This window comes from Polaribacter sp. IC066 (genome assembly GCF_007997085.1).
In the GTDB taxonomy this organism is placed as follows: Bacteria; Bacteroidota; Bacteroidia; order Flavobacteriales; family Flavobacteriaceae; genus Polaribacter.
Map to the genome: position 1 here is coordinate 1 of NZ_VORR01000047.1, position 21,206 is coordinate 21,206.

The window sequence follows — 21,206 nt, forward strand, 5'->3', positions numbered from 1 at the left end:
CACAGTTTGTCTTTTCGACCGCAGGGAGAAATCACATAACGTTATCCAACTTTGTGTTATCTTCTTTATGAGATTTCTCCTAGCGTCGAAATGACACGGTTACTGGGTAATTGACACGGTTTTGGAAAAGCGACACGATTGCGGATTTTTTATGAGTTTGTTCGATTATTACGAAGAATTGCCATACAGTTTTTCTCCCTTCAATCTTTCTCCATTCAGTTCTTTCCACACAGTTTGTCTTTTCGACCGCAGGGAGAAATCACATAACGTTATCCAACTTTGTGTTATCTTCTTTATGAGATTTCTCCTAGCGTCGAAATGACACGGTTACTGGGTATTTGACATGGTTATGAAAAAATAAAACGGTTAAAAGGTTTGTTAGCCTTGTGACATTTTTTTTCCTCTAACCTAACAATAAAAAACACTAAACTTGCTCAACAAAAAAACCGAGCATTTCTGCTCGGTTTTTATCAATTTTATAAAGTTTTTGAAACGTGTTCAAAACTATTTATCTCTTATTCGCTTCTTTAATATATTTATCTAAAGCCATCGTCATTGAAGGGTTGTCTTTAGAGGGTGCAATAATATCGCACTTTAAACCTGCTTCTGTTACTGCATTTACCGTAGAATTACCAAAAGCCGCAATTCTTGTTTCATTTTGTTTAAAATTAGGAAAATTATGAAATAATGATTCTATCCCAGACGGACTAAAAAAGACCAACACATCATAAAAAACATCCTCTAAATCAGATAAATCACTAACAACGGTTCTGTATAAATCTAAACGCGTCCATTTAACACCTAATTTGTCTAACTCTTCAGGAATTAATGGTTTTAATTTATCTGAAGATGGTAATAAAAAGTTTTCAGTTTTATGTTTCTTGATGAGCTTCGTTAAATCGGTAAAAGCTCTATTACCAACATAAATTTTACGCTTTCTATACACCACATATTTTTGTAAATAGTAAGCTACTGCTTCTGACTGACAAAAATACTTCATAGAATCTGGCACTTTAAAACGCATTTCTTCAGCAATTCTAAAAAAATGATCTACTGCATTTCTACTCGTTAAAATAATTGCCGTAAAATTTTTTAAATCTATTTTTTCAGCTCTCACCTCTTTTACAGACATACCTTCTACATGAATAAAAGACCTAAAATCAATTTTCACTTTTTGTTTGTCAGACAAATCAAAATAAGGAGATGTTTCCGTCTTTGGTGCTGGTTGAGAAACCAATATCGTTTTCACTTTCATAGACTTCCAATTTTGTAGTTAAAATATCAATTTAAAAAGTACAAATAGCGGTGCTATTTCGAAGGCGCAAATGTACAATATAAAATAAAACAACTTGCTAAAAATCAGCTTTTTGTTTCTTATAGAATATGAGACAAACCTAGCAACAAACAAAAAGCCTGCTAAATAGTATGCAAATAGATGATTTACGCCCGCATACTCACATAAAACGAATGCTATATAAAGCAAAAACGATAGGCTATACAGATATTTAGATTTAGAAATCATAAAAAAACGGACGCCTTCTCTAATTAAAAATAGAAATGACAACCCAAATTCTAGCATTCCTTTTACGACAAAGTACACTAATAAAATAATAAAGATCGATGAATATGAAGAAAAACCATCTGAAATTCTTACTCCTTTATCGTCTAAAAAACGATACGTTAAAAGTGATAATGTAGTTACCGAAAATAAAAATATTATAATTTGAAAAGTATCAAAAAAATTGATGCCTTCGGTATCTTCATCTTCTATCAAACTAAAATCAAAAAAAGCAAAGAAATTTTGTTTTAGTCTTTTAGCATTGAGTATTTTTAACAACACAATACTCAAAAACAAAAACAATAAAATCACGGTAATCCAATTATTATAATCTCCTATTTTTTCTATTGCCTGCAAATAACTTTCATTTATAAGATTTAGCACAAAATTAGTAATTAAATAATTTATATTTGTTTTCTTGCCATTGAAAATTAATTTATGTCAGACACTTTAATTATAATCCCTACTTATAACGAGAAAGAAAATATTGAAGCTATTGTAAGAGCAGTTTTCAATCAAAAGAAAGCGTTCCATATTTTAATTGTTGATGACAACTCGCCCGACGGAACTTCAGAAATTGTAACAACTCTCATTAAAGAGTTTTCAACAAGTCTTTTTTTAGAGAAAAGAATAAATAAAATAGGGCTAGGAACCGCTTATATTCACGGATTTAAATGGGCCTTGGCCAGAAAATATGAATATATTGTAGAAATGGATGCAGATTTTTCTCATAACCCAAATGATTTAATTCACTTATACAATGCTTGTCACCTAGAGAAAGGAGATGTTTCTATTGGCTCTAGATATGTTCATAACCAAGTGAATGTTGTAAATTGGGACATTAAAAGATTACTACTTTCTTATTTTGCATCAAAATATGTGCGTCTCGTAACACAAATTCCTATTTATGACACCACTGCTGGTTTTGTTTGTTGGAAAAAAAATGTGCTCGAAACTATTAATCTTGATAAAATTAAATTTACTGGATATGCCTTTCAAATTGAAATGAAATTTAAAGCATGGAAACATAAATTTACAATAAAAGAAGTTTCTGTTATTTTTACAGATAGACATTTAGGAACCTCTAAAATGAGCGGAAACATTATATATGAAGCTTTATTTGGCGTGATAAAAATGAGACTAAAAGGATTACCAAAATAATAAATAAACAATTCTATGTTAATTAGAACCGCAGAATTAGAAGATTTAGAAACCCTGTTAACGTTTGAGCAAGGCGTTATAGAAGCAGAAAAACCATTAGATCCTTTTTTAGGCACTGGTGATTTGCAATATTATAATATCCCAGAATTAATTACTGCTAAAGACATTCATTTTCTTGTAGTTGTTGCCGATAAAGAATTAATAGCTTCTGGCTATGTGAGATTAGAAAACTCTAAACATTATCATAAAAACCCACAACATGGCTATATTGGTTTTATCTTTGTAAAACCATCTTTTAGAGGGCAAAGAGTTAGTACTTTACTCTTAAAATCTTTGAAAGATTGGTCTCTAAAAAAAGACCTTAAAGAATTAAGACTAGATGTATACAGCAATAATGTTGCGGCAATAAAGGCTTATGAACGCTTTGGTTTTAGCAAGAGTTTAGTAAATATGAGAATGGGTATTTAAAAAAGAAAAATGACAAAATCTACTTTAATAAAAAATGCAAAAATCGTTAATGAAAACACTATTTTTTTAGGCGATGTTCTTATTGAAAACGAAATAATCACCAAAATTTCATCAGCAATTAATGCTCCTGAAAATACAACAATTATTGATGCTAAAGGCAACTACTTAATTCCTGGATTTATAGATGATCAAGTACATTTTAGAGAACCTGGCTTAACACATAAAGCAACTATAGCCACAGAAAGTAGAGCTGCTGTTGCCGGTGGTATTACTACTTTTATAGAAATGCCAAATACAGTGCCGCAAGCAACAACGCAAGAATTGTTGGAGAATAAATTCGAAATTGCAGCGAAAGATTCTTACGCAAACTACTCTTTTATGTTTGGCGGAACCAATGATAATTTAGACGAATTACTAAAGACCGATCCAAAAAAAGTGGCGGGTATAAAGCTTTTCCTAGGTTCGTCTACAGGGAATATGTTAGTGGATAATGAAGCTGTATTAGAGAAGATTTTTTCATCAACAAAAATGATTATTTCTGTACACTGTGAAGACGAAGCAACCATTAAAAAAAACACAGCAATCTTTAAAGAAAAATACGGAGAAGATATTCCTATAAAATATCATCCTAGTATTAGAAGTGAAGAAGCTTGTTATTTATCGTCTTCTAAAGCCATTGAATTAGCGAAAAAAACAGGTGCACGTTTGCATGTTTTTCATTTATCAACAGCAAAAGAAACACATCTTTTTAGAAACGATATTCCGTTAGAAGAAAAACAAATTACAGCAGAAGTTTGTGTGCATCATTTATGGTTTTCTGATAAAGATTATGATGAAAAAGGAACGCACATAAAATGGAATCCGGCAGTAAAAACAGAAGCCGACAGATTGGGTTTATGGGAAGCTTTGTTAGATGACAGAATTGATGTTTTAGCAACAGACCACGCACCTCATACTTTAGAAGAAAAAACAAACACGTATTTTAACGCACCAAGCGGCGGGCCGTTAGTGCAGCACGCAATCGTTGCGCTTTTAGAAAAAGTAAAAGAAGGAGTCATTAAGATTGAAAAAATAGTAGAAAAAATGAGTCATAATCCTGCTAAATTATTTCAAATAGAAAAACGTGGTTTTATAAAAGAAGGCTATTATGCAGATTTGGTTTTAATTGATACCCATAAACCACAAACAGTTACCAAAGAAAATATTTTATACAAATGTGGGTGGTCTCCTTTTGAAGGCACTACATTTTCATCAACCATAACTCACACCTTCATTAACGGAAACTTAATGTATAATAACGGAGTTTTTAATGATGATATTAAAGGTAAACGCATCACTTTTAATCGTTAATATGAAGAAAATAAGCTATTTATTAATTTTTATGTTCTTCTTTTCTTGCACTAGTAATACTATTTTTGAGAAACCAGAAGATTTAATTCCTAAAGACACCATGAGTCTTTTAGTGCAAGAAATGATGATTGCGTCTTCTGCAAAATACATCAAAAATAAAAATCTAGAAAGAAAGATTAATTATATGCCTTTGGTGTTCGATCTTTTTAAGATTGATAGTATTCGTTTTCAAAGTAGTAATCTCTATTATATGACTAAAATAGATGATTATCAAGGAATTTTTGAAAGTGCAAAGGTTAGTTTAGAAGCAAAAAAAACAATTTTTGATGCCATCAAAACAACAAAAGATTCTTTACGTACAGATTCTATAAACAACATCAATAAAATAAAAATACCTTTTGACACCATCACCAAAAATTTAAAAGAAAAAAATCTGCTAGATTTAAAAAACTTAAAACCTAAATTTTAGGATAATTTTTACAAATCTTTTTAATAGATTTTTCAATTGATTCAAATTGATAACCAATTGTCTCTTCAATTTTTTCTGATGAATATTTAGAAATTGAATGTGCAGATTTTGCTGAATACTTTGTTAATAAAGGCTCTTTTCTTGTAATTCTTGATACGACCCAAGCAATTCTCCAAAAAACAGCAGTTTGCCAAGATTTAATTTTAATTGACGGTCTTTTTTTACCAAAAGCATCTGCCATTAAAAAGAAGATTTCTTTGAATGATTTATTCTCTGAAACTAAAATAAAACGTTCGTTTTTAACACCCGCATTCATTAATAAAATCATTGGTTTTACAACGTCTTGCACAGATACAAAGCCTGTTACACCCTCTGTATAATATTTAAAACCGCTGTACACTTTACTAAATAATTTACCCGAACCTGCAGACCAAAACCCACTTCCTAAAATAACGCCAGGATTTACAATCACTACCTCAACTCCTTCTTGGCTGGCGCGCCAAATCTCCATTTCTGCGCCGTATTTTGTAATAGAGTAGCCACTATTATCAAGCTCCTTATTCCATTCGTCTTCTTCATCGGTCAGGCTTCCTTTTATCGCATCGCCCACGGCAGCAATAGAACTTACAAAACAAAGTTTATCAACTTTAGCATCGATAGAAAGATTTACCATAATAGCTGTTCCATGAATATTTACCTTACGCATTTCTCTATAATCTCTTAAATCAAAAGAAATAAATGCGGCACAATGATACACTTGTTTTACGCCTATAAATGCAGGAATCATAGCAGGAACTTGAGTAATATCTGCTAAAAACCATTCTATTTTTGCAAATAATTTTTCATCCGAAGTATACAAAGAAAACACCTTTTTAACCTTTTCTAAAGAAGCTTCAGTTCTGTAAATAGCTCTAATCGTGTCATTTTCTAAACTCAAATGATACAACAAATGCGAACCTACTAAACCTGTGCCTCCCGTAACTAAAATCATAGTACGAATTTAGCATATTTTGGTTGATAAAGGTATATTTGCCAACTGATAAATTAATAAGAATGAACAATTTTATTGCAGAATTACAATGGAGAGGAATGTTGCACGACAGCATGCCAGGAACAGAAGAACATTTGTTAGAAGAAATGAGAAGTGCTTATGTAGGCTTTGACCCAACAGCAGATTCTTTGCACATCGGTAACTTGGTTCCTATTATGTTATTAGCGCATTATCAAAGATGTGGTCATAGACCCATTGCTTTGGTGGGGGGCGCAACGGGCATGATTGGCGATCCTTCTGGTAAATCTGCAGAACGTAATTTATTAGACGAAAAAACATTACGTCACAACCAAGAATGTGTAAAGGCGCAATTAGGTCATTTTTTAGATTTTACTTCGGATGAAAAAAATGCTGCAATTTTAGTGAATAATTACGATTGGATGAAAGATATTTCTTTCCTAGAATTTATTAGAGATGTTGGTAAACACATTACCGTAAATTATATGATGGCAAAAGATTCTGTAAAAAACAGAATTAGTTCTGAATCTAAAGACGGAATGTCTTTTACAGAATTTACCTATCAAATGGTGCAAGGCTATGATTTTTTACACTTGTTTAGAGAAAACGGCACTACCATTCAAATGGGTGGTTCTGATCAATGGGGTAATATTACTACTGGTACAGAGTTAATTAGAAGAATTGGTAACGGCAAAGGATATGCAATTACCTGTCCGTTAATTACAAAATCTGATGGTTCTAAATTCGGGAAATCTGAGGGCGGCAATGTTTGGTTGGATGCTAAAAGAACCTCTGCTTATAAATTTTATCAATATTGGTTAAATACGTCGGATGAAGATGCAGAAAAATATATTAAAATTTTTACGTTTTTAGACCAAGAAACAATTAATTCTTTGATTAAAGAACATACAGAAAAGCCTCATTTACGTGTTTTACAAAAACGTTTGGGCGAAGAAGTAACCGTTTTAGTACACGGAAAAGAAGAGTATGAAAAGGCAATTGCCGCTTCTAATATTTTATTCGGAAAATCTACAGCTTCAGATTTAAAATCTTTAGATGAACAGACATTTTTAGATGTGTTTGATGGTGTTCCTCAAGCTACAATTACTGCCGCAGATTTTTCTGAAGGATTAGATATGATTGGCGCTTTGGCTGCGAAAACAAATTTCTTACAATCGAACGGTGATGCTAGACGTGCGTTAAAAGAAAATGCTATCTCTGTAAATAAAGAAAAGATAAAAGAAGATTATATCATTACTGCTAACGATTTAATTGCCAATAAATATGTGCTTTTACAACGAGGTAAAAAAACATATTATTTGTTGATTGTTGAGTAATCTCTGTTATAATTAGATTCTTCTAGTAAACGGCAAAAAAATTAAAAAAGAGCTAAAATTTTTAGCTCTTTTTTTGGTCTAATTCTAAAATATTTTAGAATAAAATGTATGTTTCTTCTATTTCTATGTGGACAACCTTTTTAAAAAACAGTACTTTTAGATTGATTAAGTTTAGACTCCTAAAAACACAAAAATAATATCTCTTTATTCTTTAATCAATTTCTTCCAATTTACATCCGCTTTTTTTTGCAACTTTTCTGCTCCTTCTTTTTGCCAAAGCTCAAAAGTATTAATGCCCCAAGCGTTATAAAACAGATAAAGTTTACCGTCTATAACTTCAAAGGTTCTCGGGTTAATATCTACTTTTTCTCCTTTTAAGCCAATTGCATAAGCGCAATAACCGCCATATTGTGGTGTATATTTTTTAGGATTATTTTTAAAAGTCTCTAAATTATCTTTGGATGAAAACTTAAATTTAGTTTCTTCAATTTCTATTGTAAATTCTTTGTTACCTTTTTCTGCTTTGTTCTCGAAATAAGAGACTACATCATAACCTTCTGCAATAAAGCCCTTTTTTGTGTTGTATTCTTGCGCGAAAAAAGTGGTAGATATTAAAAATACCAAAAGAGTAAAATATTTCATCGAGTTTTTATTTTCTTTTTGGTCGATGCAAAGTTTTAAAAATTACAGTGAAGCTAAAATAACGAAAGAACACAACCTTCAAATAAGAAAAACCCAGAGCGCTGTCTAGGTTTTGTGCTTTATTCTTTTAAAGTGCAGAAACTAAAGCTTAAAAGAATAGTAGTGCACTGTATTGTTAATATACAAAAAATTAATTGTATCTTATTTTTTCGCTAATTATATTTCTAATAACTAAATTTTTATTGTTTTTCTTAAACAGTTCATCAATTTCATTAAGAAAGTCAGATTGTCTATTTTCAGAAATATGTTCTAAAAAACAAGAAATAACCTTTATACAGGAGCTCAAAGAACTTCTATCACTTCCTTCAATATATATATTAGGTACAACAGATAGTCCTCTAGGAGTATTAAAGTCATAAAGAACATCACCATGTGCACAAATATTTCTTATCAAAACAACCGTACTCATTAAGTTTTCAAATTTATTTATATTTAAAATGCCTAAACATTCAGAAATTATTTTTTTAATATCTTAAATATTTTTATAAAGGTTTAAAAGCACACCGAACGTAAAAAACTCGATACACTTCCAGGCAGGGGCATATTGATCTGATTTATATTTTTCATGATGCTTCTTTAAAGTATTATTATTCTTTATAAAATCTAAAGTGTAAACTCTATTCAAAATACTTCTTTTACCAGAGAAACTTTGGATAAATGAGTTTTTAACAATATTTTTATCTGCAAACCAAGCTGGAGAAGATTTATATTTATTGGATACCTAATAAATAACTTTCGTTCTAAAATTTATTTCTATTCGATTTAAATACTTCAATAAAATATTTCTTAAATCAACATCTAAATAATACAATGCAATAACATCTGATAATTTACTTCCTGCAGAAAAGTTATGCTTATCGTCTATTTCAAAATGATGCCAATAAAAACCAAGACGATAATAACCAATATCCAATAAAAGCTCTTTTATTTTAGCTTCCTTGTAATCTAGAATTGAACCTCTTTCTTTAAGGTTTTCAATTTGTGTTTTTGTGTTTGTCGCTAAATCACCCATTCTAATTATTATGAATTTAAAAATACAATAAACCAATCTCAAAATTTGAGATTTAATCTTTGAGCCCTAGCGTTTTTTTACCTTTTCTCGGCCAAAACCTTCATAAGAAACTCATTTTGTTTTTCTAACAATTCATTAGTTTTATTCATTAACTCAATGTTTTTTGGTGTTACCACTGTTTTATTTTTAGGATCATCTGCCTTTTTCTTCATAACATTCATAGCCTTCACAACCAAAAAAACCGTGAGTGCAATGATTAGAAAATCTACGCCAGACTCTATTAATTTACCATAACCAATAGCAATTTCTTCTAGCTTTGCACCACCATCAATTGCAATAGCCTCTCTTAAAACCACTTTTTTGTTTTCCCATTTTGTGCCATTAGTCATAAAAGATAATGGCGGCATTAAAATCTCTTTTACCAAAGTATTTACCACTTTATTAAAGGCAGCACCAATTATAACACCAATAGCAATATCAATCATGTTTCCTTTAACAGCAAACTCTTTAAATTCTTCTAATAGTTTAAATTTCATAGTTTTTTTTATTTCTCTTTTATCTTTTATCCTGTTTCTTTTATCTTGTTTCCTCTTTATAAAAAACCTATAAGACCATTAAATTACAACCACGAATATCAGAATGATCAAAACGACCAATAATCTCAAAAGTGCTGTTTTTATGCACTTTTCCTAAATCTTGCGTAGCAATAAAGGAACAAGAATTATAGTTTGCCAAATCAATAACATTAATTCCGCCTGCTTTTTCTATTGGTAAAATGGTTAAAGCATCTTCGGTATCTCGTGTTAAAATCTTCATCCAAGGTGGGGTTTCAAAAACACCATTTCCTTTAGAATATGCCTGACTTAATAATTCTGTCATTCCGTATTCTGAATGAATCTCATCAACACCAAAACCGTTTTGTAATAATTGATGTAATTCTTGTCTTACTAACTCTTTTCTTCTTCCTTTCATTCCGCCAGTTTCCATAATGATCGTGTTTTTTAGTTGAAACTGATATTTTTCGATCAAATCTAACAACGCAAAAGAAACACCAATTAGTAAAACTTTTTGTCTGTTTTTATCTAAATTAATCAGTTTTTTAGCCAACTCGTCAAGGTTATTTAAGTAAAACCCGCTTGCTTCTTTTTTAGATTTTCTAATCAAATCATCTACCATAAAAACCAAAGAAGATCCCTCTCGCTCTAAATAATTTGGCAATAAAGCTAACACAACATATTCTTCTATATTGCCATAAAAATGGGCAAACCCTTTTAAATAACTTTGTCTGTAAACATTAATATCTGTTACAAAATGTTTGCTTGTAATAGCTCCTGTTGTACCAGAACTTGTAAAAGTTTCTTGAACCTCATCTAGCGAAGAAAGAATTTTTCTGCTTTTAAAAAACTGAATGGGTAAAAACGGAATTTGTTCTACTGTTAAAACATCCGAAGGATGAATATACAGCAAATCGCAAAAAGAGCGATACACCCTATTGTTTTTAAATTGATGTTTAAAAACTTCAATAGTTGTTTTTGTAAAATCTTCTTGAGATTGAATGTTAAAAATATTTTCGCGCATCATATTCTACAAAAATAAGATTATTAGACGCAACCTTTTCAACCTTTTTGCATCTTGTAAGAAATGAGCCTAATTATGGAATTAAATTTTAAAGTATTCCCGACTTTTATTCTTTCTTAATTGTAATAATGATCATTTAGAGAACACCACAATTGCCTGTAAATGGAATACAACCCAAATAATTGGTGGCTTTTCTCAACCTAAAAATTACGAAAAAGGAACTTTTACATGAGAATTTGATATGAAAACAATAACAATTATAAACACCGCAGCTATTTTCAATACCTCTTATACTCCTAGTTTCATGAACAATCAAGGAGTTGTTTATTCATTTGAGATAATCGAGGAAAATAGTATGAATTATTTAGTGATTGAGAATAGAACAGGGGCAGTTAAACTAGAGCAAAATAAATTAACTTTGGATTATGGAATCGCTCAAAATGATATTGCATACCTTTTTGAAAGATAAATTATGAAATTAAAATACAACTATTCCGTAGTAATTTTTTGTGTCGCTTTTTTGCTTCAATCTTGTTCTTCTAATGAAGAAGTAAGAACACCTTTTAGCGCTATTGAAAAAAACGAAGATTTTATAAAATCTAATCACAAATTTGCTTTTGAAACCTTTAAGAAAATAGCTCAAGACGAAACCGAAGAGAATTTTATGATTTCTTCTGTTAGCCTCTCTTTAGCTTTAGGCATGGCATATAATGGTGCAGAAAATGATACTAAAAACGCATTTGAAGAGACGTTGAATTACACAGAATTTTTACCAACTGAAACAAATAATTTGAATAAAGAAATTATCTATCATTTATCAGATAATTCACAAGGCTCTTTATTTGAAATTGCAAATTCTATCTGGACAGAAAAAACATTTGCTGTAAAAGAGGACTTTATCAAAATAAATAAAGAATTTTATGATGCAGAAGTTCAAAGTGTAGATTTCTCTGACCCAAATAGTTTGCAGCGTATTAATGATTGGGTAAACACAAAAACTCGTAAAAAAATACCAAAAATTTTAGAAGAGCTAAACCCAAACTTAAAAATGATTCTTTTAAATGCCTTATATTTTAAAAGTGACTGGAAGTATACTTTTAAAGAAGAAAACACCCAAGAACTTCCTTTTTATGGAGAAACAAGCACAGACAACGTGCAAATGATGAAATTTACAAATGATTTGAGTTTTTACCAAAACGACCACTTTGAATCTATAAAATTACCTTATAAGAATGACAAATTTTCGATGACTATTTTTCTTCCAAAAGAAAATAGTACAACTTTAGCGATTACAAACTTGCTAACTATTGAAAATTGGCAGCATTGGAATGAAAATTATTTTACAATCCCTGTAGATTTAGAAATGCCAAAATTTAAGTTTTCTTATGAAAAAAAATTAAATAATCCTTTATCCGATATAGGTTTAAGTGTTGCTTTTACAGATGCTGCCAACTTTGCAGGGATGAGCGACAGTCCTCTAAAAATTTCATTTATAATTCAAAAAACATTTATAGAAGTTGATGAAAAAGGTACGGAAGCCGCCGCAGTTACTGCCATTGGAATGGAGCTAACCAATATCGGTTCATCAAATAGAATCGTTCGTTTAAATAAACCTTTCTTATACGTAATTACAGAAAAAGAAACAGGATCAATCTGTTTTTTAGGAAAGTTGGGGATGCCTAAAAATGAAGAATAAAATTACCATGATGAAAAAAATATTTCTCTACATGCTGCTCATCTCTTTATCTTGCTCTGATTCTGATGCTGTGAATTTTGACCTTTGTAATGAATGTGTGATTATTGATAATACGCTATACAATAGCGCAAAAACAGCTAATTTTACAATTAATAATGTGCTCTTAAATGAGGACTTTTTAACGATAAAAATTGGGGCAAGTGGCTGTAGTGGCAATTCTTGGAAAGCGACTCTAGTAGACGCAAATCAAATTTTAGAATCTAATCCAATTCAAAGAAATATTAGCGTTATTTTTGAGAATAATGAAGCTTGTTTAGCTTTTTTTGAAAAATAATTTAGATTTAACATTAAAAAACTAAAAGGAGATCAATCAAAAATTATTCTAAATTTAAATGGTTGGAATGCCCAAATAAATTATAATTAAAAATAATGAAAAAAATATACTTTTTACTAATTGCTATCATCTTTACTTCTTGCGAAAACAATCAAGAAATAATCATAAATGCAGACAATTTACTGATCGGCACTTGGGTAGAACCATTTTACGAAGAAGAAACGACCACCTTTAAAAGAAGTAATGACCTACCTAGTAACGCATCAGGAATTACTTTTAAACAAGATGGCTCTTTTATAGAGCGCTCTTCTGGCTGGTGTGGCACGCCTCCTTTATCGTATACAGATTATATAGGCAGTTTTGAAATTGATGAAACATTGGTTAAAATTATCACGGATTCTTACCCTAACAACTATCAATGGAGAATTATTTCGGTTACAGCAACAACATTGGTCGTAAAAAGAGAACTATCAGCTCAAGAAATAGAACATAGAAATTTAATGGCCTTGTTTGATGAAATTCAGAGTTTAGTCTATGCCATCTCTTGCAATGACATTGCGAATTGGACATTTACAACATACGGGGCTAAAGCATGCGGAGGACCTCAAGGATATATTGCCTATTCTAAAAACATGGATACGGTTTCATTTTTAAATAAAGTAGATGCTTATACAGCAGCAGAAAAAGATTTCAATATAAAATGGAATATTATTTCTGACTGTAGCTTAATTGCCCAACCCATTGCTCTTGAATGCAACAATGGCTACCCAAACCTTAAATACTAATTAAAAAAAACAAAAATTATGCTTAAAAAAATAATAGTATTATGTCTTTTAACAGTGTTCGTTAGTTCATGTTTAAGTGACAACGAACCTAATTACACATACCAATTTCTTCCTATTGATGAAGCTATTGTGCCAGCAAGTTTTACATTTGGTCAAAAAGATACCATTGCTATTAAATATACGCTTCAAAATAGTTGTTACTCTTTTGATAATCTCTATTATGAATATCAAGACACCGCCAGAGTTGTTGCAGTAAGAGCTTTTGTTTCTTTAGATGAAGCTTGTGCAGAAATTATTTCTCAAAAAGAATACAAATTTGAAGTAAATGTAACCCAAGAAGAAGATTATATCTTTAAATTCTGGAAAGGAAAAGATAGTAATGAAGAAAATATTTTCGAAGAATTTATAGTTCCTGTAAATTAAAAACATCAAACTCGAAGAACTTATACAACGGTGTTGTGAGCAAGATTTAGAAGCTCAATCTAAAGTTTATCAACTATTTGCTGATAAGCTTTTTGGTGTTTCTTTAAAATACTCTAGAAACTACCAAGATGCCGAAGACAATCTACAAGATAGTTTTGTAAAAATTTTCGATAAAATAAAACAATACAAAAACACAGGTTCTTTTGAAGGTTGGTTAAAACGAATTACCATTCGCACTGCACTGCAAACCTATAGAAAAAAAGCACCCTTGCAAATTGTAAAGGAAGTTGCAAGTGATATTGAAGAAGAAGAGTTAAATTTAGAAGACAGCATTTTTACGATGGATGTTTTACTTGATTTTATTCAACAATTACCAGACAGATATCGATTAATTTTTAATTTATATGTGCTTGATAAACACTCGCATAAAGAAATTTCGAGCTTGTTAAAAATTTCTGAAGGCACCTCTAAATCAAACCTATCTAGAGCCAGAAAAATTTTAAAAGAAAAAATAGCAATCCATCAAAAAAATTCTAATTAATGGATCAAAAAAAAATAGACGACCTGTTTAAAAAACAGCTACAAAATTTAGAAGCTACCCCAAATAAAAGAGTTTGGACGCACATTGAAACGAAACTAAAAAAGAAAAAGCGACGTGTTTTTCCTTTTTGGATATTTTCTGTTGCAATAGCTTCTGTTTTAGTTTTAGGGTTTTTTATTTTTCCTTTTTCAAAGGATGATAACACGATTAAAAAAAGTAATATTGATGAAGTTATTACCATTACGCCAAAAGGTAAAAAACCTCTAGAGCGTCAAAAGAATGGTTTAATTCTAGAAAAAAAACCAAAAAAGCAAATTCTCCTTTCTCAAAAAGAAGACACTTTTAAAAATCAAACAAAAAAAGGAAACGCAGTTATCACAAAAAAAGAAAAAATACGCAACCAGCAATACAAAACCGTTAAAAGCCTTGCGCTACATAATGTTATAATTAATAGCAATATGGGTTCAATACCCCAAATAACAAAGCTCGTAACAAGTAACATAGCAAATGAAAAAGAAGTCTTAAAAAAGATGGATATTCATGATTTTTTATCAGCCAAAAATTCTGTAAAAGTTGATGGAAATGAAGTACAAAAACTCTGGACGGTTGCTCCTATTTTTGCTGTTTTAAAATCTAATTCTTTTTCAAATACGTCTCCTATTGATGTTAATTTAGCCAATTCAACAGAAGGAGAAAATAGTTTTTCTTACGGCGTAAAAGTTGCCTATCAAATAAATAAAAAATGGACGGTTCAATCTGGTATTCATGTGCAAGAGATGAGTTATTCTAACAATCGAATTGCCATTTTCTCTTCACAAGCAAATAACTCGAATACTGAATTTGCAAATGAAGATTCTTTTTCTTTTGAAGGAAATAGTACTGAATATCTTAATTTTAACGCAAACTCTTCGGCAAGTGCCTTGAGCTATAATGGAAATTTAACTCAAAATTATGGATATATAGAGATACCCGTTGAACTAAAATATAACTTTTCTACTAAAAAAGAGTTAAAAACACAATTAGTTGTAGGGTTTAGTTCACTCTTTTTGAACAATAATCGTATATTTCTACGCACTGAAAATATAGCAAGAGAAGGAAGTGCTTCAAACTTAAATACACTAAATTTTAGTGGCAATTTAGGTTTTGATTTTAATTATCAACTTAATAAAAAATGGTCTTTACATTTAAACCCGATGTTTAAAATTCAATTAAATACATTTAATGAAAATGCTAATAATTTTGCACCTTTTTATCTCGGAATGTATACAGGTATTCAATATAGTTTTTAAAAACATACCTTCTAAACTTTAATAGTACACCTTAACGATTAAATTTAACTATTTACCGAAATGAGATTAAATAATGCTATGCAAACGTCTAATTTTGTATAACTTTTAAAGTTTGATGTGACAATTTCTTTTTAAAATGATTGCCCTAGAATTAATTTTATTAAAATAACACGAAATGAAGCTTATTGAAACTACCTAAAGAACTTTCAGTGGTCTTAAAAAAATTATTGAAATCCCTAGAAGAAAACCAACACAATATATCATCAATCAAGATGATAAACCTACCTACTATGTAGACTTATATGATTTATCTATAGAAGCTAACGCAATGATGAATAGCTTGGTTTTATGCGCTAAACAACCTATTAGAGAGGTCTTAAAAGCACTCAATAAAAGAAATAACATTAATTTATCAATTACAAAAGTTTCTAAATTAGGAATTAAAAAAAAACTAGAATCTAAAAAAATAGAACTAGACTTGAAGCCTTTGTCAGAAAAATGGTTAGATTATTCTTTGTAAATTTTTATCACCAAGTTTCCTTTCTCATCCATAGAAGCTCTGTACATACCAGCAGTATTAAACTCAAAAGACATATTGCCGTTTTTATCTAAAGCAACAACCCCACCTGTTCCTCCAAGGGCGGTTAATTTATGCTGAATCACATTTTTTGTAGCTTCTTTCAATGATATATTTTTATATTCCATTTGTGCAGAAATATCATACGCAACTTGATTTCTGATAAAATATTCGCCCCAGCCTGTTGATGAAACTCCGCAAGTTTTATTATTTGCATAGGTTCCAGAACCAATAATTGGTGCATCGCCAATTCTTCCCCAACGTTTGTTGGTCATTCCTCCCGTAGAAGTTCCGGCAGCAATATTTCCGTTTTTATCCAAAGCCACACAACCTACTGTACCAAATTTTGCGTTTTTAATATCAGCATCGTAAAAAGCAGCCGTTTTATCATTATGATCTAATTCCGTTTTTTCTCTTTCTATGATTCTTTGCAACGATTTAAAACGTTTTTCTGTGTAAAAATAACTAGGATCTACAATTTCTAATCCTTTTTCTTCTGCAAAAATCGATGCTCCCTTTCCCGAAAGCATTACATGCTCTGAATCTGTCATTATTTTTATAGCTAATTCAATTGGGCTTTTTACATTGGTAACGCCTGCCACTGCGCCAGCATTTAATGTTTTACCGTCCATAAAAGAAGCATCTAACTCATTCGTGCCTTCATTGGTAAAAACAGCGCCTTTACCTGCATTAAACAAAGGTGATTCTTCCATAACTTGAATTGTTTTCATCACAGCTTCTTGGCTTGTTCCGCCATTTTTTAAGATGGTATGTCCTACTTTGACTGCTTCTTCTAGCTTTGCTGAATATGCTACCTCTTTTTCATCAGACATGTTTTCCTTTAAAATTGTGCCCGCACCACCATGAATAATAATCGCAAAATCGTTTATTTTTTCTTGTTGATTTATAGTGATATTTGAATCTATATCAGTATTATAACTTTTATCTGAAGTTGGTTTACATCCAAATGCAATCAATAAAATAATGAAAATTAGTGGCAGGTTTCTCATGATAATTTGTTTGATATTAAACAATAATAGTTGTTTCTGTTAAATTTAATTATGTCTTAAATTATTCGTAATTTAGTCCTCGAAAATAAACAACTAAAACGGAACTACAAAATGACAGATTTTGGAATTAAAGAAGCATTATTAGAATTAGGTTTAAAAGATATCAATAACGGTACCTCTACAGGTTCTGATAATTTTTCTAACGGAGAAATTATTGAATCATATTCTCCAGTTGATGGAAAATTGATTGGCAAAGTAGTAGCTACTTCTAAAGAGGATTACGAAAAAGTGATGGAAAAAGCAACAAAAGCTTTCAAATCATTTAGAGATATTCCTGCACCACAAAGAGGAGAAATTGTTCGTCAGTTTGGTAACAAATTAAGAGAATTAAAAGAACCTTTAGGAAAGCTAATTTCTTACGAAATGGGTAAATCTTTGCAAGAAGGCTACGGTGAGGTTCAAGAAATGATTGATATCTGTGATTTTGCTGTTGGTTTGTCAAGACAATTAAACGGACAAACAATTCCTTCTGAGCGCCCTATGCATGTAATGAGAGAGCAATGGCACCCAATTGGGGTTGTTGGTATCATATCTGCCTTTAACTTTCCGGTGGCTGTTTGGGCTTGGAACACCGCTTTAGCTTGGATTTGTGGTGATGTTTGTGTTTGGAAAGGTTCTGAAAAAGTACCTTTATGCTCTGTTGCTTGTCAAAATATTATTGCTGGCGTTTTAAAAGAAAACAACTTACCAGAAGGTGTCTCTTCTATTATTAATGGAGATTACAATGTTGGTGAAATGATGACGAATGATACAAGAATGGCGTTAGTTTCTGCAACTGGATCAACAAAAATGGGAAGAGCAGTTGGTACAACAGTCGCAAAACGTTTTGGAAAATCGTTATTAGAATTAGGCGGAAATAACGCTATTATTATTACACCAACTGCAGATTTAAAAGTTGTTGTTCCGGGTGCTGTTTTTGGTGCCGTAGGAACTTGCGGACAACGTTGTACTTCTACAAGAAGATTAATTATTCATGAATCTGTATATGATAAAGTAAGAGATGCAATTGTGGGTGCTTACAATCAAATAAAAATAGGAAATCCGTTAGATGAAAATAATCATGTTGGTCCGTTAATCGATCACGATTCTGTAAACACTTATTTAGCTGCTATTGCGAAAGCAAAAGCAGAAGGTGGTAACGTATTAGTTGAAGGTGGCGTTTTAGAAGGAGAAGGGTATGAAAGTGGTTGCTACGTAAAACCAGCAATTATTGAAGCTGATAACCATTTTGAAATTGTACAACATGAAACTTTTGCCCCTATTTTATATTTGATGAAATATGCTGGTGAAGTAGAAAATGGAATTGCACAGCAAAATGGTGTTGCACAAGGTTTATCGTCTGCAATTATGACCAATGAATTGAAAGAAGCAGAGAAGTTTTTATCTTATTCTGGTTCAGATTGTGGTATTGCTAATGTAAACATCGGAACTTCTGGTGCAGAAATTGGTGGTGCTTTTGGTGGTGAAAAAGAAACTGGTGGTGGCCGTGAGTCTGGTTCTGATGCATGGAAAGTATACATGAGAAGACAAACAAATACAATTAATTATTCTGATGAGTTGCCTTTAGCCCAAGGAATTAAGTTTGACTTATAAATTGAAATTTGCTGTAAAGCTTTTACGCTGAATTTATTTCAGTACTTAACCTTGTAGGTGTCTAACCATAAATATGATATCTATAAAGTTGAAAAACCTTTTAGAAAAATAATAGTAGTAAAAATCCCAACTTTTAAAAGTTGGGATTTTTTTTGTGTTGGTTTCTATGATTTGACATTCTAAAAAAAATCCACTAACTTCGTTTTTCTCTCTATAAAATAAATAAAGGCTCACATTGTCTTTATAAGTACCTGTTATTATTAGGTAAAATAAATGGTACGGTACTTTTCAATAAGAACCAAGAGTAAATTTTAAATAGCGCTAAATTCTTTAAATCCACTAATTCTGATAAAATGAAAAAACACAGCCTCTTAATTTTGTTTGTACTTGCCTATTTCTTTGTTGATAATTTTAATCTGAACGCACAAGACAAAATTCTTCAAGAACTTGAAGAAATTGCCGTTGTTGATCAAAAAATAATGATGCCAATGCGCGATGGTATTCGCCTAGCAACAGATATATACCGCCCTAAAACAGCTGAAAAAGTACCTATTATTTTTTCAAGAACACCTTATAATTTTAATTCTTGGGGAGATGGAAAACAAAAAACAAGAACGGCCCAAAAAGCGCTAGAAGCTGTTAAAAGAGGATATGCTTATGTGGTTCAAAATGAACGTGGGCGCTATTTTTCTGAAGGAGAATGGGATATTTTAGGAGTTCCATTAACCGATGGTTATGATGCATTTACTTGGATGAAAGACCAATCTTGGTCTAATGGGAAAATCGGAACGATAGGTTGTTCTTCTACTGCCGAATGGCAAATGGCAGTTGGCGCTTTAGATCATCCTTCTCATGCTGCAATGGTGCCACAAGGCTATGGCGCTGGTGTTGGTAGGGTTGGTGAAATTAACGAACAAGGAAATTGGTATCGTGGTGGCGTTGAGCAAATGTTATTCTTTTCTTGGTTATATGGTGTAGAGCATGATAAATTTAAACCGAGAATTCCGGCCGGAGCCACCCAAGAAGATTTAATAAGGATTTCTAGATTTTATGATTTAGCGCCTGAAAATCCGCCAGTAGACATGGCTGAAGCATTGCAACATTTACCAATTCAAGACATTTTAAAAAATATAAATGGTAAAAGTGAAATTTTTGATGAAATGGTGCGCCGTAAACCAAATGATGAAGCTTGGTTTAAAGGAGGAATTTATCATGACAACATGGAAATTGGTGTTCCGAGTTTTTGGTTTGCTTCCTGGTATGATGTTTCTATCACACCAAATTTAGCCTTATTTAATCATGTTAGAAATAATACGAAAGATGCAAGCATTAGAGATAATCAATATTTAGTAATTGCACCTACTTTGCATTGTGGGTATACTCGGGCAACCGAAAATACGATTGTTGGAGAACGCAGTGTGGGCGATGCAACGCTTAATTACGAAGAACAAATTTATGCTTGGTTAGATTTATGGCTTAAAGGAGCACAAAACGATTTTAAAGAGAAAACACCTAGAGTTCAATATTATACAATGGGCAGCAACAAATGGCAAGCGGCAGAAGCTTGGCCTCCAGAAAAAGCAAAATTAACAACCTATTATTTAAAAAGTAATGGCAAAGCAAATAGCCTTTTTGGAGATGGAACACTAACAACCACAAAAGCAAATTCTGATACTTCTGATGCTTTTACTTACGACCCAATGAAACCAGTACCTTCTTATGGAGGTAATGTATGTTGTACAGGAAATGCAGTTAAAGGAGGTTCTTTTGATCAACAACAAATGGAGACCAGAAATGATATTTTGGTCTATACCACAGATATTTTAGAAGAAGGCGTAGAAATTTCAGGCTTTATTGAATCTACTTTATATGTTTCTTCAGATGCAAAAGACACCGATTTTACTATTAAATTGATTGATGTATATCCTGATGGAAAAGCATATAATTTAGATGAAACCATACAACGGGTAAGATATCGTGAGGGTTATGACAAAGAAGTATTTATGGAGAAAAATAAAGTTTATAAAGTAGATTTAACTCCGATGTCTACTAGTAATTACTTTAAAAAAGGACATCGCATACGTATCGAAATATCGAGTAGTAATTTTCCTCGTTTTGCTCGTAATTTGAACACTGGAGGCAATAACTATGATGAAAAAGTAGGGGTAACCGCTCATAACAAAGTGCTTCATTCTTCAACATATACATCACAAATAAGACTGCCAATAATTTCTAAATAAAATGATTATTTCGG

General features: G+C 31.3%; 23 protein-coding genes and 1 pseudogene. 15 read left to right on the top strand and 9 right to left on the bottom strand.

Going from position 1 to position 21,206, the window contains the following annotated elements:
• Nucleotides 1–508: 508 nt before the first annotated feature.
• Together ES044_RS14210 and ES044_RS14215 are read right to left on the bottom strand one after the other, a co-directional pair.
• Nucleotides 509–1,255 carry a uroporphyrinogen-III synthase gene (locus ES044_RS14210; RefSeq protein WP_147117965.1) on the bottom strand — a complete coding sequence of 249 codons (747 nt, stop codon included), beginning with the start codon at nt 1,253–1,255 and terminating at the stop codon, nt 509–511.
• Between the two features lie 18 nt (nt 1,256–1,273).
• Nucleotides 1,274–1,915, bottom strand: a complete 642-nt coding sequence (locus ES044_RS14215) for a DUF4271 domain-containing protein (protein ID WP_147118059.1) — start codon at nt 1,913–1,915, stop codon at nt 1,274–1,276.
• Between the two features lie 81 nt (nt 1,916–1,996).
• Here ES044_RS14215 and ES044_RS14220 point away from each other — a divergent pair, with 81 nt between their 5' ends.
• From ES044_RS14220 to ES044_RS14235, 4 genes are read left to right on the top strand one after another with little or no spacing between them, the layout of a single operon-like run.
• The gene (locus ES044_RS14220) at nt 1,997–2,719 is read left to right on the top strand and encodes a polyprenol monophosphomannose synthase (protein WP_147117966.1); all 723 of its coding nucleotides are present in this window, start codon (nt 1,997–1,999) and stop codon (nt 2,717–2,719) included.
• Nucleotides 2,720–2,734: 15 nt separating this feature from the next.
• Nucleotides 2,735–3,187 carry a GNAT family N-acetyltransferase gene (locus ES044_RS14225; protein ID WP_147117967.1) on the top strand — a complete coding sequence of 151 codons (453 nt, stop codon included), beginning with the start codon at nt 2,735–2,737 and terminating at the stop codon, nt 3,185–3,187.
• A 9-nt stretch (nt 3,188–3,196) separates the two neighbouring features.
• Nucleotides 3,197–4,537 (top strand): dihydroorotase, encoded by a 1,341-nt coding sequence (locus ES044_RS14230; RefSeq protein WP_147117968.1) that lies wholly within the window; start codon nt 3,197–3,199, stop codon nt 4,535–4,537.
• Nucleotide 4,538: 1 nt separating this feature from the next.
• A complete protein-coding gene (locus tag ES044_RS14235) occupies nt 4,539–5,006 on the top strand; it encodes a DUF4296 domain-containing protein (RefSeq protein ID WP_189663170.1) in 468 nt (155 codons plus the stop codon).
• Here the strand turns inward: ES044_RS14235 and ES044_RS14240 are convergent.
• The gene (locus tag ES044_RS14240; RefSeq protein ID WP_147117969.1) at nt 4,996–5,997 is read right to left on the bottom strand and encodes an SDR family oxidoreductase; all 1,002 of its coding nucleotides are present in this window, start codon (nt 5,995–5,997) and stop codon (nt 4,996–4,998) included. The genes ES044_RS14235 and ES044_RS14240 overlap by 11 nt on opposite strands.
• Nucleotides 5,998–6,059: 62 nt before the next feature.
• On the opposite strand from ES044_RS14240, the gene tyrS reads away from it, so the two are divergent.
• The gene (gene tyrS / locus ES044_RS14245; protein ID WP_147117970.1) at nt 6,060–7,352 is read left to right on the top strand and encodes a tyrosine--tRNA ligase; all 1,293 of its coding nucleotides are present in this window, start codon (nt 6,060–6,062) and stop codon (nt 7,350–7,352) included.
• Nucleotides 7,353–7,556: 204 nt separating this feature from the next.
• Here the strand turns inward: tyrS and ES044_RS14250 are convergent, their stop codons facing one another.
• From ES044_RS14250 to ES044_RS14265, 5 genes and pseudogenes are all read right to left on the bottom strand, one after another.
• Nucleotides 7,557–7,994, bottom strand: coding sequence for a YHS domain-containing (seleno)protein (locus tag ES044_RS14250; RefSeq protein WP_147117971.1), 438 nt, complete (start codon nt 7,992–7,994; stop codon nt 7,557–7,559).
• A gap of 190 nt (nt 7,995–8,184) precedes the next feature.
• Nucleotides 8,185–8,463, bottom strand: coding sequence for a hypothetical protein (locus ES044_RS19010; protein WP_223269103.1), 279 nt, complete (start codon nt 8,461–8,463; stop codon nt 8,185–8,187).
• A 63-nt stretch (nt 8,464–8,526) separates the two neighbouring features.
• A pseudogene (locus ES044_RS19015) lies at nt 8,527–9,066 on the bottom strand (Abi family protein).
• Nucleotides 9,067–9,143: 77 nt separating this feature from the next.
• On the bottom strand, nt 9,144–9,602 hold the full coding sequence (mscL, locus tag ES044_RS14260; protein ID WP_147117972.1) for a large conductance mechanosensitive channel protein MscL: 459 nt from the start codon (nt 9,600–9,602) through the stop codon (nt 9,144–9,146).
• 67 nt (nt 9,603–9,669) lie between these two features.
• Nucleotides 9,670–10,644, bottom strand: coding sequence for an acyl transferase (locus ES044_RS14265; protein WP_147118061.1), 975 nt, complete (start codon nt 10,642–10,644; stop codon nt 9,670–9,672).
• Between the two features lie 241 nt (nt 10,645–10,885).
• Between ES044_RS14265 and ES044_RS14270 the strand changes: the two genes are divergently transcribed.
• From ES044_RS14270 to ES044_RS19020, 8 genes are all read left to right on the top strand, one after another.
• Complete coding sequence (locus ES044_RS14270; RefSeq protein ID WP_147117973.1) at nt 10,886–11,113, top strand: hypothetical protein; 228 nt, start codon at nt 10,886–10,888, stop codon at nt 11,111–11,113.
• A gap of 3 nt (nt 11,114–11,116) precedes the next feature.
• Entirely contained in the window at nt 11,117–12,340 is a 1,224-nt protein-coding gene (locus ES044_RS14275) for a serpin family protein (RefSeq protein WP_147117974.1), read from the top strand.
• Entirely contained in the window at nt 12,330–12,674 is a 345-nt protein-coding gene (locus ES044_RS14280) for a hypothetical protein (protein WP_147117975.1), read from the top strand. The genes ES044_RS14275 and ES044_RS14280 overlap by 11 nt, the downstream gene beginning before the upstream one ends.
• A 95-nt stretch (nt 12,675–12,769) precedes the next feature.
• Nucleotides 12,770–13,459: a hypothetical protein gene (locus tag ES044_RS14285; RefSeq protein WP_147117976.1), complete on the top strand. Its 690-nt coding sequence runs from the start codon at nt 12,770–12,772 to the stop codon at nt 13,457–13,459.
• 18 nt (nt 13,460–13,477) lie between these two features.
• On the top strand, nt 13,478–13,882 hold the full coding sequence (locus ES044_RS14290) for a hypothetical protein (protein ID WP_147117977.1): 405 nt from the start codon (nt 13,478–13,480) through the stop codon (nt 13,880–13,882).
• Between the two features lie 22 nt (nt 13,883–13,904).
• Nucleotides 13,905–14,423 (top strand): sigma-70 family RNA polymerase sigma factor, encoded by a 519-nt coding sequence (locus tag ES044_RS14295; protein WP_317131211.1) that lies wholly within the window; start codon nt 13,905–13,907, stop codon nt 14,421–14,423.
• Entirely contained in the window at nt 14,423–15,712 is a 1,290-nt protein-coding gene (locus ES044_RS14300; RefSeq protein ID WP_147187321.1) for an outer membrane beta-barrel protein, read from the top strand. Before ES044_RS14295 ends, ES044_RS14300 begins: the two co-directional genes overlap by 1 nt.
• Before the next feature lie 328 nt (nt 15,713–16,040).
• Nucleotides 16,041–16,232, top strand: coding sequence for a hypothetical protein (locus tag ES044_RS19020; RefSeq protein WP_223269104.1), 192 nt, complete (start codon nt 16,041–16,043; stop codon nt 16,230–16,232).
• On the opposite strand, the gene ES044_RS14310 is transcribed toward ES044_RS19020, so the two are convergent.
• On the bottom strand, nt 16,220–17,299 hold the full coding sequence (locus ES044_RS14310) for an isoaspartyl peptidase/L-asparaginase family protein (RefSeq protein WP_147117980.1): 1,080 nt from the start codon (nt 17,297–17,299) through the stop codon (nt 16,220–16,222). The genes ES044_RS19020 and ES044_RS14310 overlap by 13 nt on opposite strands.
• Nucleotides 17,300–17,410: 111 nt before the next feature.
• On the opposite strand from ES044_RS14310, the gene ES044_RS14315 reads away from it, so the two are divergent.
• Nucleotides 17,411–18,952, top strand: a complete 1,542-nt coding sequence (locus tag ES044_RS14315) for an aldehyde dehydrogenase family protein (protein WP_147117981.1) — start codon at nt 17,411–17,413, stop codon at nt 18,950–18,952.
• Nucleotides 18,953–19,305: 353 nt separating this feature from the next.
• Nucleotides 19,306–21,192, top strand: coding sequence for a CocE/NonD family hydrolase (locus ES044_RS14320; protein WP_147117982.1), 1,887 nt, complete (start codon nt 19,306–19,308; stop codon nt 21,190–21,192).
• The last annotated feature ends 14 nt before the right edge of the window (nt 21,193–21,206 follow it).

What these genes read in the sequence shown, in the direction of transcription:
- ES044_RS14210 (WP_147117965.1), bottom strand. Translation starts at nt 1,255, where the DNA reads ATGAAAGTGAAAACGATATTGGTTTCTCAACCAGCACCAAAGACGGAA.
- ES044_RS14220 (WP_147117966.1), top strand. Translation starts at nt 1,997, where the DNA reads ATGTCAGACACTTTAATTATAATCCCTACTTATAACGAGAAAGAAAAT.
- ES044_RS14225 (WP_147117967.1), top strand. Translation starts at nt 2,735, where the DNA reads ATGTTAATTAGAACCGCAGAATTAGAAGATTTAGAAACCCTGTTAACG.
- ES044_RS14230 (WP_147117968.1), top strand. Translation starts at nt 3,197, where the DNA reads ATGACAAAATCTACTTTAATAAAAAATGCAAAAATCGTTAATGAAAAC.
- ES044_RS14235 (WP_189663170.1), top strand. Translation starts at nt 4,539, where the DNA reads ATGAAGAAAATAAGCTATTTATTAATTTTTATGTTCTTCTTTTCTTGC.
- ES044_RS14240 (WP_147117969.1), bottom strand. Translation starts at nt 5,997, where the DNA reads ATGATTTTAGTTACGGGAGGCACAGGTTTAGTAGGTTCGCATTTGTTG.
- tyrS (WP_147117970.1), top strand. Translation starts at nt 6,060, where the DNA reads ATGAACAATTTTATTGCAGAATTACAATGGAGAGGAATGTTGCACGAC.
- ES044_RS14250 (WP_147117971.1), bottom strand. Translation starts at nt 7,994, where the DNA reads ATGAAATATTTTACTCTTTTGGTATTTTTAATATCTACCACTTTTTTC.
- ES044_RS19010 (WP_223269103.1), bottom strand. Translation starts at nt 8,463, where the DNA reads ATGAGTACGGTTGTTTTGATAAGAAATATTTGTGCACATGGTGATGTT.
- mscL (WP_147117972.1), bottom strand. Translation starts at nt 9,602, where the DNA reads ATGAAATTTAAACTATTAGAAGAATTTAAAGAGTTTGCTGTTAAAGGA.
- ES044_RS14265 (WP_147118061.1), bottom strand. Translation starts at nt 10,644, where the DNA reads ATGCGCGAAAATATTTTTAACATTCAATCTCAAGAAGATTTTACAAAA.
- ES044_RS14270 (WP_147117973.1), top strand. Translation starts at nt 10,886, where the DNA reads ATGAAAACAATAACAATTATAAACACCGCAGCTATTTTCAATACCTCT.
- ES044_RS14275 (WP_147117974.1), top strand. Translation starts at nt 11,117, where the DNA reads ATGAAATTAAAATACAACTATTCCGTAGTAATTTTTTGTGTCGCTTTT.
- ES044_RS14280 (WP_147117975.1), top strand. Translation starts at nt 12,330, where the DNA reads ATGAAGAATAAAATTACCATGATGAAAAAAATATTTCTCTACATGCTG.
- ES044_RS14285 (WP_147117976.1), top strand. Translation starts at nt 12,770, where the DNA reads ATGAAAAAAATATACTTTTTACTAATTGCTATCATCTTTACTTCTTGC.
- ES044_RS14290 (WP_147117977.1), top strand. Translation starts at nt 13,478, where the DNA reads ATGCTTAAAAAAATAATAGTATTATGTCTTTTAACAGTGTTCGTTAGT.
- ES044_RS14300 (WP_147187321.1), top strand. Translation starts at nt 14,423, where the DNA reads ATGGATCAAAAAAAAATAGACGACCTGTTTAAAAAACAGCTACAAAAT.
- ES044_RS19020 (WP_223269104.1), top strand. Translation starts at nt 16,041, where the DNA reads ATGATGAATAGCTTGGTTTTATGCGCTAAACAACCTATTAGAGAGGTC.
- ES044_RS14310 (WP_147117980.1), bottom strand. Translation starts at nt 17,299, where the DNA reads ATGAGAAACCTGCCACTAATTTTCATTATTTTATTGATTGCATTTGGA.
- ES044_RS14315 (WP_147117981.1), top strand. Translation starts at nt 17,411, where the DNA reads ATGACAGATTTTGGAATTAAAGAAGCATTATTAGAATTAGGTTTAAAA.
- ES044_RS14320 (WP_147117982.1), top strand. Translation starts at nt 19,306, where the DNA reads ATGAAAAAACACAGCCTCTTAATTTTGTTTGTACTTGCCTATTTCTTT.